Raw genomic sequence first — 12,802 nt, 5'->3', positions numbered from 1 at the left:
AAGCTTGCGACATCGCATTCGTCTGCACAGGCTTTGTGGCAGTAGCCATAGCGTACTCCTCAACCTTACTTTATTCCAACCGCACTCGCGGGTCAATGTAAGCGTACAAGATGTCCACCACCAGATTGGCGAGGACCAGGATGAAGCCGTTAAATAGCGTAAACGCCAGGATCGTCACCACATCGAGCTGCAGCGCGGCCCGGGCGGCCGCCGAGCCGATCCCCGGATAATTGAACACCGTCTCCGTGATCACGACGCCGTTCAGCAGTCCCACCACGGTCAACCCCCCGATGGTCGCCACGGGGATCAGGGCGTTAGGCAGCGCGTGTCGCCGGATCACCTCCCGCTCGCGCAGTCCCTTGGACCGGGCCGTCGTGATGTAATCCTGGCGCAGCGACTCCAGCATGGAGGAGCGGGTCACGCGCAGCAGCAAAGCCCAGGAGAGATAGGCCAACGTGATCACGGGAAGGAGGAGATGCCGCATGGCATCCAGGAAAACATCGAAACGCAAATTCAACAGCGCGTCGATCGTGATCAATTGCGTGTAATTCTTAAACTCGGGCGAGTTGATCACCTGATTGGCCCAGTCGGAGATACGCCCGGGAGGGAACCACTGCAGATGGGCGTAGAAGATCATGAGGACCAACAGCCCGAACACGAAGGTGGGGAAGGAATACCCCACGATGCTGAACACGCGGGCCACCTGATCGATCCATTTGTTATGGTTGACGGCAGCGATCACGCCCAGCCACACCCCCCCGCCGATGATCGGGATAATGCTCCATAACGCCAGCTCCAATGTCGCGGGGAACCGGTGTTTGATCAGATCCGCCACGGGCTGGGAGGAGGTACGCGAGTAGCCCAAGTCGCCCCGCAAAATCCCTCCCACAATCTCGCCCGTCACCGGATCGCGCTGCCCCACCAACCAACGCCAGTACTGAACGTAGATGGGCTTATCCAGCCCATAGCGGCGGATAATCCCCTCCAAAGCGCGCTCGTTCTTGGGAATATCGCGCACATACAAGGCGGAACGTTCAGCCGGGCTCAGAAACTGCAACACACCAAAGATCAGCATCGTCACGCCCATGAGGATCACGGGCACCATCAAGAGCCTTCGAATCACATATTTCGTCATACCCCCATCCTCCTACGCAAATCAGGAACATGTCTGGGAATGGGGCGCGGGATCCATCGCGTTGCCTCAGGGTGTGTCTGAAGACTCAAGATCAATGGCATCTCTCAAACACGCCCTCCAAGCGGGAGGAGCTACCACGCTCCACCTGCGACAGCATGGGAACTGCCACCTCGGATCTCACATGCTCAGGTTTCCTAACAGAGTCCCCAAGAGGTCCCACGGCAACACACCAGAAAACAAGGCAACGGGGGAGGGCTAGGCCCTCCCCCGCTACATCCCCCATTCCAGACCGATTTACTTCTCAGAGAGCGCGTAGTAGTAGGTACCGGGATAGATGGGGTTGTAGTACCATCCCTGCACCCAGCGCTGCTCGTAGCGGCGGCCAGTGGCCACGGCCAGGCGGATCGCCGGGGCGTACTCGTAGTCCAGCTCAGAGAGCTTCTTGTAGATCTCCGCTCGCTTCGCCGGATCGGTCTCCGAGACGCCCGCGTTCACCAGCTCCGTGAACTTGTCCAGCAGCTCCTCAGGCATGTTCTGGCGGCGAGCATACGTGCCGACGGTGAAGGGCTGCGCCCAGTTGTGCGGATCGTGGATGTCCTCCAGCCAGCCGCTGACGAAGATGGGCAGCCGCCCGCCACGGATCTGCCGCAGGAAGGTCGGCCACGGCAGCCCGACGATCTCCACCTGGAACTTGTCGTTCACGTCCGCCAGGGTGGCCTGCAGGATCGCGGCCACGGTCTGCCGCGTGACGTTGCCGGTGTTGTAGGCGATCTGCAGACGGAAGCCCTTCTCCCACACCTGGCCGTCCCAGGCCTGCTTGAACTCCTCAGCGCACTTCTCAGGATCGTAGGTGTACTTGGGCCCGTTGGGGTCGTACCCCAGCATGCCGGGGATCAACACGCCCACGTTCTGCACCGCCTCGCCGTTCAGAGCCTCTTCGATGAAGGCCTCCCAGTCGAAGCAGTAGTTGAAGGCGCGTCGGACATGGATATCGCTGAAGAAGTCGGGCGGAATGCCGTTGCCGTCCAGCTGGCCGCTGCCGATGAAGGGATTGCCGCCCTCGACGTTGATGTTGAAGACGAAGAAGGCATCCGTGCGGCTCACCCCAGGCATGCCCTTGTACAGCCGCAGCGGCGCATCCGGGTTATCGGAAGGCTGGCAGTTGAAGGAGCCGTCTTCCTGATATTCGCAGATCTCACCCACCAGGGGATCCACCTGGGAGACGTTCTGCCGCGGCACGTACGCGGTGTCGGCATCGCCCGCCTGGAGCATGGCGAAGCGGGTACCCCACTCGCTGACGGACTTGATCACGATCCGCTCGATCGCGGCCGGTCCGACGGGGCCACCCTCCCAGGCCGGGCCCACCTCGGGGGTTCGCCAGTAGTTCTCGTTGCGAACCAGGACGATCTCCTCACCCGGCGTCCAGCGCTCCAGCTTGTAGGGCCCCGTGCCGTTCATGATGCTGGTGAAGGGATCGTTCTCCGAGGTCACACCGTAGTACTTCGCCCAGGTCGCGCAGTCACCATCCCAGCCACCGTTCTCGATCACCCAGTCCTTGTCCATGATGCTGCCCCAGCCCTGGGCGATGGTGGCCAGGAAGGGCCCCCACGGCTGTGCCAGATGGAAGGTGACCGTCCAGTTCTCCTCGTCCGCGACGATGGCGTCCTTCACCTGCTGGCAGACCTCCATCAGCTTGTCGGGGTCTGTCGCCTGCAAGCCCTCGGGATCACCCTCCAGCTCGGGGTCGATCAGGTCGGCGATGTCGTAAATGCCCACACCCAGGAACGGCTCCGTGAGCAGCCACTGCGGCGAATCCGGACCGCCCTGCAGCAACCCACGCTGGAAGGAGTAGGCCACATCCTCGGGCGTCAGATCGGCGCCATTGTGGAACTTGACCCCCTTGCGGATGGTGAAGGTGTAGGTCAAGCCATCATCCGAGATCGTCCAGTCGGTCGCCAGCTGGGGCACGAAGGAGGTCGCATCATCCTTGTTGTAGTAAACCAGGGTCTCGTAGACGTTCTGGATGATGTTGGCGCCCGCGGTCTCGTAGTTCAAAGCGGGGTCCAGGGTCTCCGGATCGCCGATGGTAGCCACGACCATGGTGTTCGGGTCGGGGGACTCGAAGGTCACCGGAGCGGGCGTCGGCGTAACCACGACCTCCTTGATGACCTCTTTCTCGACCACCTTGGTCACCTCAACGGTCTTGACGACCTCCACGACCTCCTTCTCAGGAGTGCCGGAGGGACAGGCCGTGAGGACCATGCTCGAGATCACGAGAACGGCCATTATGACAAACCACTTCTTGCGCAACATACTCCCCTCCTAGTTCATTGGATCTGCACAGCTGCTTCATCGACAGGCGCAAACTCGCCCTTTCACGATCAGCCGGCGATGCTGACAACACGATCGTCGTAAAGCGAGCGCCATATCACCTCCCTTCCCCAACCGCGGGCGCCATCGCCAACCACATGGGGCAGGAGACAGGCGACTATCGGGGACGCCCTCGGCCAATCCTCACATCGCAGAAGCTTGCGCCTTCAGGGAGAACTCACTCGTACAGGAAACAGGCCACGAAGTGCTCATCGCCGAGATCCCGGAAAGGAGGCTCCTCTTCCCAGCAGATGTCCATCACCTTCGGGCATCGAGTGCAGAAGTTGCAGCCCTTGGGCGGATTCGCCGGGCTCGGCACGTCCCCCTCCAGGATGATGCGTTGACGCTTGGCCTCGATCTGGGGATCCGGGATGGGCACAGCGGACAGCAACGCCTGCGTATAGGGATGCAACGGATTCTTGTACAGCGTATCCCGGTCGGTCATCTCGACGATCTTGCCCAGATACATCACGGCCACCCGGTTGGAGATATGCCGCACCACGGACAGGTCGTGCGCGATGAAGAGATAGGTGAGGCCGAACTGCGCCTGCAGGTCCTCCAGCAGGTTGATGATCTGGGCCTGAATGGAGACGTCCAGAGCCGAGATGGGCTCATCGCACACGATGAAGTCCGGATTCACCGCCAGCGCCCGGGCGATCCCGATGCGCTGACGCTGGCCGCCGGAGAACTCGTGGGGATAACGGTTGATGAAATAAGGATTGAGGCCAACCACCTGCAGCAGCTCCATCACCCGGTCCCGCTTCTCCTTGCCCCGGGCGATGTTATGCACCTCGAGCGGCTCGCCGATAATGTTCCCTACCGTCATGCGGGGGTTGAGCGAGGCATAGGGGTCCTGGAAGATCATCTGCATCTTCCGACGCTGCTGACGCAGCCGCTCCCCCTTCATCAAGGTGAGGTCCTCTCCATCGAAATAGACGTGCCCCGCGGTAGGGCGATATAGCTGCAGGATCGCCCGGCCGGTGGTCGACTTCCCACAGCCGGACTCGCCCACCAGCCCCAATGTCTCGCCGCGCCGGATATAGAAATCGATGCCATCAACGGCCTTGATGCTCCCCACCTGGCGCTGCAAGATGATCCCCTGGGTGATGGGGAAGTGCATCTTCAGGCCTTCGACCCGCAACAAGATATCCCCGTTCCGACCGATTTGACTCGTTTCTGCCATCAGTTCCGCGCCCCCTTTACGTCCACCCAACATGCCACGCGGTGACCACGCGCCACCGTCTCCAGCGCTGGGTTCTCTTCATTACACCGATCGATGCGGTATGAGCAACGCGGTGCGAATGGGCATCCCTTCGGTGGGTCCAGAAGGTCAGGGGGTAACCCCTCGATGGGCTGCAATTTCGCCTGCCGCCCCTTATCCAGGCGGGGGATCGAGCGCAACAGCCCCAACGTATAAGGATGCCGCGGATCAGCGTACAAGTCGTTCACCGCGGCCTCTTCCACGATATACCCCGCGTACATGACGATCACGCGCTCGGCCAGGCCGGCGACCACCCCCAGGTCGTGGGTGATCCAGATGATCGCCATGCCGACCTCGCGTTTCAAGCGCTTGACCAGATCGATGATCTGCGCCTGGATCGTGACGTCCAGGGCCGTGGTGGGCTCGTCCGCGATGAGGATCTGCGGGTTGCAGGAGAGCCCCATGGCGATCATCACACGCTGACGCATGCCGCCGGAGAACTGGTGAGGATAATCATCGATGCGATCGGCCGCATCCGGGATGCCGACCATCTCCAACAACTCAATGGACCGTTGACGGGCCTGTTGCTTGTTCATTCCCAGATGAAGCTGCAACGCCTCGCCGACCTGCTGTCCGATGGTTAGCACGGGGTTCAGCGAGGTCATCGGATCCTGGAAGATCATGGCGATCCGGTTCCCCCGCACCTGCCGAAGCTCCTCCTCGTCGATCTTGAGCAAGTCCTGCCCGTCAAACCACACCTCGCCATCGACGATCTTGCCGGGAGGCTGTGGGATCAGCCGGATCAGGGACATGACACCGACGCTCTTCCCACATCCGCTCTCACCCACGATGGCCAGGGTCTCCCCCTCGTCCAGCGTGTACGAGATGCCGTTCACGGCGTGAACAATGCCATCCTGGGTGAAGAACTGGGTGCGCAGGTTCTTCACCTCAAGCAACGTGCCCATACGGTCCTCCTGATGAAAGAGGTAGAGATCATAGCAAACAAATAGCGACCACGCGCTATCTTACCGCGATCACGGGTAGAAAAACACAGGCTTGGAATTCGCTCCGGCCAGAGGTGAACCGGCCGTTTGCATCCCGGCGGATCTAGCGAAAATGAACAGGCGACCCACCGCGAGCGTCGTCACGGCCCAATATCCGGTCTCCACAGTTCGAAAGCACAGGGTCGCCCAATTCTCATAATCTGGTCTATACTAGCACAGGGCATATACCTTGTCAAACATCCGACATTCGCGCCGGGTTTCCTCGGCCACCTCGCAGCGGGAGGCCGACCTCCTCCCGCAGGGACAGAGCGGCGCCTTCCCCGTCCCTTCCTCCTCCCACGTGAGCGTCCTCCATCAGCCCCATACGGCGCTCTCCCCGCGCGGAAACGGCCCGTTTTTGCGCAAAATTCAAGGGATAGGGTATTGACACCCGTACCAGGCGTCGTTTATAATTTACTACAGCGAGACGTGTGATACCGGTACCACAACGTTCCTCGTCGCGACCCATCGTACTCGCCGCGTACATCAGACCTCCCGGAACGCACCGACGCGAAGGACATCGCAATATCCATCAAGGTCGCTTCACTCCGTTCAGATCCGCCGGGGGAAAACCGTGGGGAAGGGGGTGATAGGATATAGTTATCCATCGGTCCAGGAGACAGCGTTGCATTCTCTCGCAGCACGGGTGAATATCGGCGGCGCGATTCCCACAGCACACAAGCCGATACACGTATCGGAAGGAAGAAGGAGACGGCACATGACTGCGAAACGTATGACGCGACGGGAATTCCTGGGATTTGCAGCAGGGCTTGTCGGCGGAGCGGCATTGGCCGCATGTGCGCCACCCGCGGGCGCTCCAGCTCCCACGGGGAAGGAGGAAAAGCCCACCGAAGCACCGGAGGTAACGGTCTTAACCACGGCCCACGCCTGGGACATCGTGTTCCTCGAACACCAGAAGAAGTTCGACAACATGTTCATGGAGCGACATCCGGATATCCAGATCAAGGTGACCAACAACACCTGGAGCGAGCACAACACGATCGTTCCCACCTGGGCCGCCGCGGGCACGCTGCCGGACATCATCTACGTGCACGGACGCTACGCTTTCCCCTGGAACTTCGAAGGCATCCTCGTCAGCGTGCAGAACTACGTGGACTCGGATGAGGAATTCAACGTCGAGGGGATCTGGGAGGAGGCCCTGAGGCTGTACAGATTTAAAGGCGAACAGTACGAGATCCCCTATGACCACGGCCCCATCATCCTGGGCTATAACAAGGACCTCTTCGATGAGGCGGGCCTGCCCTACCCCGACGAGACATGGACGATGGATGACCTCCTGGAGAACGCCAAGAAGCTCACGAAGGAGGGCCAGTGGGGATGGGGCGGCTATTACGGCACCATCGTAGGGCTCGGCAACGAGCAGAGCGAAGCCATCCTGGGGCCCTGGGAGGGACGCTCGTTTAACGACGACGACACCAAGATCCTGCTCGATATGCCGGAGTCCATCGAGGCTCTGCAATGGTGGACGGACCTGATCCACGTGCACAAAGTGGCCCCCACCCCGGCCGAATCCCAGGCTGTCCCAGCCGGGATCTGGGTCGCCGGAGTGGCCGCCATGTTCGCGCTCGCTTCCTGGGGCACGCCCCAGCTGCATGAGCTCGCCTCATTCGAGTGGGATGTGGCCCCCTGGCCCAAGGGCCCGAAGGTCCGAAGGACGGGATCGTTCGGCAGCGGCTACGGGATCACACGCGATTGCGAGCATCCGGACGTCGCCTGGACCTACATGCGCGAGTACCTCTCGGTAGAGGGGATGGAGTTCATGTGGGGAGAGTCCGGACGAGGCAGCCCAGCCCGCAAGGCGGCCTACCAAAGCTGGATCGAGTCCGATCCCGCTCCGGACCACGCCGAATACTACCTGGATGCCCTGGAGAACTACGCAGTGACCGGCCACCCCTATCAGACGCTCGCCGGCGGCGAGATCATGGACATCTTCAACCGCTACACAGGGCTCATACAGTCCGGCGACATGTCCGTGGAGGAGGCCGTGCAGCGAATCATCGAAGAGGGAACGCCCGTCCTGGACGAAGCGTACAAGAAGCTCATCGAGTCAGGATGAGGCGGATGGGGCGTCCATCGGCGACACACGCGCAGCAAGGGTGCCCGCCCCCGCGGGGCGGGTGCCCTTGATTATGCATAACCCGTGACGGGCTCGTAAAAACGCGTCTGAAAAATTACGGGCCGGGTGTCCGAGGATTTCCCGCAGCTATCAGCTTCATAGGGGAGATGTAGAGGGGATCCTCCCTCCATGGGAATCCCTCTTTTCCGGCCTGCATCTGCCTCTCTCGGCTCTTTCCGCAGGACTCAGGCCGAGGCCGGGCAGGTAAAGGCTTTTTCTGGAGGGACCTCGCCCTTTCGGGCCTTCCCATAGCAGAGGCGACGGCACTCCTCAGACACACGCTAAGTTAAAGTATAAAGTAAGAGCGTGTCTGAAAATTTACCGGCAAGATGTTTTGAGGGGTCTCCCTCAACGACCGGCTCCACAGGGGGAGGTATGGAGGGGGCCTCCCCTCCACGGAAATCCCACTTTTCCGGCTTGCACCTGCCTCTTTCGGCCTTTTCTGGAGGACTCAGGCCGAGGCCGGGCAGGTCGAGGGCAAAAGAAGGGCTTTTTCCGGAGGGGCTCCGCCCAGCAGAAGCAACAGCATTCTTCAGACACACTCTCTAAGAAAGACAGTAAAAGTGGAAGGGGGAAGCATGCCCAGGCTCACGTCTCTTTTCAAGAGGCAGCAGCTGAGTTTGAGGCAACGGGAGGAGATCGAATTCTACATCGCCATCTCGCCGTGGCTGATCGGATTGTTGCTGTTCACAGGCGGGCCTTTGGTGGCCTCCTTGGTTATGAGCTTCACCAATTGGACGGGACTGACGACGCGAGCATGGATCGGCCTGGGGAACTATCAGAAGCTCTTCTTCGAGGACCGGCTCTTCTGGATCGTTCTTAAGAACACCTTCTACTACGGCTTCGCCAGCGTATTCCTGGGCACGGTTGGAGCTTTGATGGCGGCCATTCTGATGAACCAGAAGGTGCCCGGGATCGAGATCTTCCGCACCCTCTACTATATGCCCTCGGTCACCAGCGGGGTTGCCATCGCCATCCTGTGGATCTGGCTCTTCAACCCCCAGGTCGGGCTGATCAACTATCTGCTTTCCCTGGTGGGCATCCAGGGGCCGGGGTGGCTAGGCAGCCAGAAGTGGGCCATGCCGGCGTTGATCCTGATGAGCCTGTGGGGGATCGGCGGCAACATGATCATCCTCCTGGCGGGGTTACAAGGGATACCAGAGTATCTCTACGAGGCCGTGCGCATCGACGGCGGCAATAAGTGGCACGAGTTTCTCCATGTCACGCTCCCCATGCTCTCGCCCGTGCTGTTCTACGTGATCGTCATCTCGATCATCCAGTCGTTTCAGATCTTCACCAATGTCTATGTGATGACGCGAGGCGGCCCGGGGACCGCGACCCTGGTATACGTGATGTACCTGTACCAGAACGCGTTCGAGTACTTAAAGATGGGATACGCTTCGGCTATGGCCTGGATCCTCTTCGTTATCATCCTGGGACTCACCTGGCTGCAGTTCAAGAGCAGCAAGTACTGGGTGTACTATGAGTTCGAGGGGAGGTAATGGATGAGCGATGCGCTCAGCAGGTATGAAACGCTAGAGCATGGGACAGGTGTGGCCCATCCGATCGCCAGTCGCCCCTGGTATCGTCACAAGCGCGTCCGCCGCGTCCTGTACGTCATACTGGTATACGCGCTCATCATCCCGGGCGGGATCCTGCTCACCCTACCGTTCCTTTGGATGCTCTCCACCGCCCTGAAGGAACCCAAGCAGATCTTTGTCTACCCGCCGAAGTGGATACCCGACCCCATTCGATGGCAGAATTTCATCGAGGGGTGGACCAAGTTCGCCCCCTTTAACCTGTTCCTGCGCAACTCGTTGATTATCACCCTGGGCAACATCCTGGGGAACCTGTTCTCCTGTGCGCTGCCCGCCTACGGATTCGCTCGACTGCGGGCACGGGGGAAAGAGGTGCTCTTCCTCATCGTCCTGGGCACGATGATGGTGCCCATGTGGGTGACGTTGATCCCCCAATATGTCCTCTTCAGCAAACTCGGCTGGACGAACACTTTCCTGCCCTTGATGGTACCCGCATGGTTCGGATGGCCTTTTTTCATCTTCCTGCTACGCCAGTTCTTCATGACGATCCCGAGGGACCTCGATGATGCCGCTCGCATCGATGGCTGCTCCACGTGGGGTATCCTCTGGCGCATCATCCTCCCGCTCTCCAAGCCCGCCCTGGCTACCGTGGCCGTCTTCGCCTTCATCGGGAATTGGAACAACTTCATGGGACCGCTGGTGTATCTACAGGATCAGGACAAGTACACCCTGGCCCTGGCACTGAATCAGTTTCGGGGACAGCAGGGCTCCTTTTACTACCACTACATGATGGCTGTGGCGGTGCTCACGCTCCTACCCATCATCATCATCTTCTTCCTGGCCCAGCGATACTTCGTCAGGGGTATCGTGATGACCGGGATCAAGGGATAAACTCAAGCAGGGAGGATCTTTTCATGACCGAGCTCTACCGAGAACCGCAAGGCGACTGGAAGTGGTGGGTTGAGGCTCGCTTCGGCATGTTCATCCACTGGGGGCTCTACGCGCTGCCCGCCCGGCACGAGTGGGTGAAGAACCGCGAGCGGATCACGGATGAGGAGTACCAGAAGTACTTCGATCACTTCTATCCCGATCTCTACGATCCCAAAGCGTGGGCCCGCGCGGCCAAAGAGGCCGGGATGAAGTATTTCGTCATCACCACCAAGCACCACGAGGGGTTCTGCCTCTGGGACTCCAAGTACACCGACTATAAAGTCACCAACACCCCTTACGGCAAGGACGTCCTGAAGCCGATGGTGGAAGCCTTCCGAGAGGAAGGGCTGAGGGTCGGCTTCTACTACTCCCTGATCGACTGGCATCACCCGGAATTCCCCGTCGACCGACACCATCCCATGCGGGACAACCCCGAATTCCGGGAGCAGAACAAACATCGGGATATCCGCAAGTACGCCGAATATCTGCACAATCAGGTCCGGGAGCTCCTCACGGAGTTCGGCCGTATCGACCTCATCTTCTACGACTTCTCCTATCCGGGCGAGGACGGGAAGGGCCGCGATGACTGGCAGTCGGAGAAGCTGCTGAAGATGACCCGGGAGCTTCAGCCCCACATCCTGATCAACGATCGGCTGGATCTCCTGGACGTGCCGGGCGGCTGGGACTATCGCACTCCTGAGCAGGTGGTGGTGCGCGAGTGGCCCAAGATCGACGGCAAGCCGGTGCTATGGGAGACCTGCCAGACCTTCTCGGGCTCCTGGGGCTATCATCGCGACGAGGCGACATGGAAGAGCGTGGGACAGCTGGTGCGGATGCTCGTCGACACGGTGAGCAAGGGGGGCAACCTGTTGCTCAACGTCGGCCCCACCGCTCGCGGCACCTTCGACGACCGGGCCATGGAGCGGCTGGAGGGCATCGGCCGATGGATGAAATACCACAGCCGGTCGATCTACGGTTGCACCCAGGCGCCGGAGGAGTTCCAGGCGCCCCAGGACTGCCGGCTGACGTACAACCCCGAGACGAACCGCCTGTACGTGCACGTCTTCGCCTGGCCCTTCCGGTTCCTCCCCATCGACGGCCTGGCCGGGCGCATCGAGTACGCGCAGCTGTTGAACGACGCCTCGGAGATCCTGTACTTCGAGGAGACGCCCGAGCGCCTGGAGCGTTGGGGAGGCCAGGGAAGGGACACGGTCATCCTGGAGCTCCCCGTGCAGAAACCCAACGTCACGGTGCCGGTGATCGAGCTGTTCCTGAAGTGAGAGATGCTCAAGAGGTGCGTCGCACTTACGCAAGTGCGACGCACCTTTTTTGCCCACATGAGAGGGATGACCATGAAGATCACGGATCTGCGGTGCATCCACATCCCTTCGCTGCGGGCGCTGCTGCTGCGCATCGATACGGATGAGGGGATCTACGGCTTAAGCCAGGTGGAGATGAGCAAGCACGCCTATATGGCCCCCCACATCCTCTACTACAAGCCGTTCATCGTTGGCCTGGATCCCAGGGACGTCGAAGACGTCATGCGCCGGATTCGACGCCTTGGCGGCTTCAAGCCCTGGGGAGCGGCGGTCAGCTCCATCGAGATCGCCCTCTGGGACATCGCGGGCAAGGCCGCAGGCGTGCCGATCCACCGGCTGCTCGGCGGCAAGATCCGCGATGCGGTCCGGCCGTACATGGGAGGCCCTCCGCCACTTCACGTGCTCCAGCCCTACTGGCAGGGCGGAGACAGGCCGGAGGACTACCATGCCATGGCGAAGGCCCGCAAGGAGTTCGCATGCGGCATGACCATCATGAAGGTCGCAACGGGGTTCCACGATAGCCGATGGCGCGCCGTGGCCGATCACCATTACGGCATCTCTTATGTGCCGCGCAAGAGCACCCAGTTCCTGGAGTTCGCCCCGGAGGCCCTGGGACAGAACGCCGGCATGGTCACCAAACGCGGGCTCGACCACGCCGTGGCATGCATGACCGCGGTGAGGGAGGCGCTGGGGGATGAGATGGAGATGGCAATCGACTGCGGACCCGGCTGGAAGGTGCCCGGTGCCATCGCGTTCGCCAGGCGAGTCGAGCCCTTGCGACCGCTGTGGCTCGAGGACCTGGTGACGGGCGATTATACCCCTTACGTGAACCCCGAGTTGTATCGGGAGGTCAAGGCCAAGAGCTCGGTGATGATCCACACGGGGGAGCAGATCTACCTGCGGCACAACTTCAAGGGACTCATCGAGACCCAGGCCGTCGACGTGATCGGCCCTGACCCCATGGACATCGGCGGCCTGGCCGAGTTGAAATGGGTCGCCGAGTACGCCGACCTGCACGGCATTCTGATCGCTCCCCATGGCATCGGCGACGGGCCCTTCGGCCTCGCGGCGCTGATCCAGGTATGCGCCACCCTCCCGGACAACTTCATCGCCTTCGAACTGCCCGTCG

General features: G+C 60.8%; 9 protein-coding genes. 5 read left to right on the top strand and 4 right to left on the bottom strand.

All coding sequences use genetic code 11. The annotated features are described in order from the left end of the window. Positions 1 to 70: 70 nt before the first annotated feature. The 4 genes from GXP39_08345 to GXP39_08330 form a co-directional block, all read right to left on the bottom strand. Positions 71 to 1,135 (bottom strand): ABC transporter permease, encoded by a 1,065-nt coding sequence (locus GXP39_08345; protein NOZ28046.1) that lies wholly within the window; start codon positions 1,133 to 1,135, stop codon positions 71 to 73. 294 nt (positions 1,136 to 1,429) lie between these two features. Then, a complete protein-coding gene (locus GXP39_08340) occupies positions 1,430 to 3,448 on the bottom strand; it encodes an ABC transporter substrate-binding protein (GenBank protein NOZ28045.1) in 2,019 nt (672 codons plus the stop codon). Positions 3,449 to 3,683: 235 nt separating this feature from the next. Then, positions 3,684 to 4,688: a dipeptide ABC transporter ATP-binding protein gene (locus GXP39_08335; protein ID NOZ28044.1), complete on the bottom strand. Its 1,005-nt coding sequence runs from the start codon at positions 4,686 to 4,688 to the stop codon at positions 3,684 to 3,686. Continuing rightward, positions 4,688 to 5,671, bottom strand: a complete 984-nt coding sequence (locus tag GXP39_08330; GenBank protein ID NOZ28043.1) for an ABC transporter ATP-binding protein — start codon at positions 5,669 to 5,671, stop codon at positions 4,688 to 4,690. Before GXP39_08330 ends, GXP39_08335 begins: the two co-directional genes overlap by 1 nt. 796 nt (positions 5,672 to 6,467) lie before the next feature. Here GXP39_08330 and GXP39_08325 point away from each other — a divergent pair. The 5 genes from GXP39_08325 to GXP39_08305 form a co-directional block, all read left to right on the top strand. Then, positions 6,468 to 7,826, top strand: a complete 1,359-nt coding sequence (locus GXP39_08325; GenBank protein ID NOZ28042.1) for a sugar ABC transporter substrate-binding protein — start codon at positions 6,468 to 6,470, stop codon at positions 7,824 to 7,826. 680 nt (positions 7,827 to 8,506) lie between these two features. Further along, on the top strand, positions 8,507 to 9,388 hold the full coding sequence (locus GXP39_08320) for a sugar ABC transporter permease (GenBank protein ID NOZ28041.1): 882 nt from the start codon (positions 8,507 to 8,509) through the stop codon (positions 9,386 to 9,388). 3 nt (positions 9,389 to 9,391) lie between these two features. Beyond that, positions 9,392 to 10,315 (top strand): carbohydrate ABC transporter permease, encoded by a 924-nt coding sequence (locus tag GXP39_08315; GenBank protein ID NOZ28040.1) that lies wholly within the window; start codon positions 9,392 to 9,394, stop codon positions 10,313 to 10,315. A 23-nt stretch (positions 10,316 to 10,338) separates the two neighbouring features. After that, positions 10,339 to 11,634, top strand: coding sequence for an alpha-L-fucosidase (locus GXP39_08310; GenBank protein ID NOZ28039.1), 1,296 nt, complete (start codon positions 10,339 to 10,341; stop codon positions 11,632 to 11,634). A gap of 72 nt (positions 11,635 to 11,706) precedes the next feature. Then, a partial coding sequence (locus tag GXP39_08305; GenBank protein NOZ28038.1) for a mandelate racemase/muconate lactonizing enzyme family protein occupies positions 11,707 to 12,802 on the top strand: 1,096 nt, incomplete at its 3' end.

The sequence above is a fragment of the Chloroflexota bacterium genome, from assembly GCA_013152435.1.
Lineage (GTDB): Bacteria > Chloroflexota > Anaerolineae > DUEN01 > DUEN01 > DUEN01.
The sequence above is the reverse complement of the archived record's forward strand: the minus strand, read 5'-3'. Positions and strand labels throughout refer to the sequence as shown.

Excerpts from the sequence above, each read along its gene's own strand:
- GXP39_08345 (NOZ28046.1), bottom strand. The coding sequence starts at position 1,135 with ATGACGAAATATGTGATTCGAAGGCTCTTGATGGTGCCCGTGATCCTC.
- GXP39_08340 (NOZ28045.1), bottom strand. The coding sequence starts at position 3,448 with ATGTTGCGCAAGAAGTGGTTTGTCATAATGGCCGTTCTCGTGATCTCG.
- GXP39_08335 (NOZ28044.1), bottom strand. The coding sequence starts at position 4,688 with ATGGCAGAAACGAGTCAAATCGGTCGGAACGGGGATATCTTGTTGCGG.
- GXP39_08330 (NOZ28043.1), bottom strand. The coding sequence starts at position 5,671 with ATGGGCACGTTGCTTGAGGTGAAGAACCTGCGCACCCAGTTCTTCACC.
- GXP39_08325 (NOZ28042.1), top strand. The coding sequence starts at position 6,468 with ATGACTGCGAAACGTATGACGCGACGGGAATTCCTGGGATTTGCAGCA.
- GXP39_08315 (NOZ28040.1), top strand. The coding sequence starts at position 9,392 with ATGAGCGATGCGCTCAGCAGGTATGAAACGCTAGAGCATGGGACAGGT.
- GXP39_08310 (NOZ28039.1), top strand. The coding sequence starts at position 10,339 with ATGACCGAGCTCTACCGAGAACCGCAAGGCGACTGGAAGTGGTGGGTT.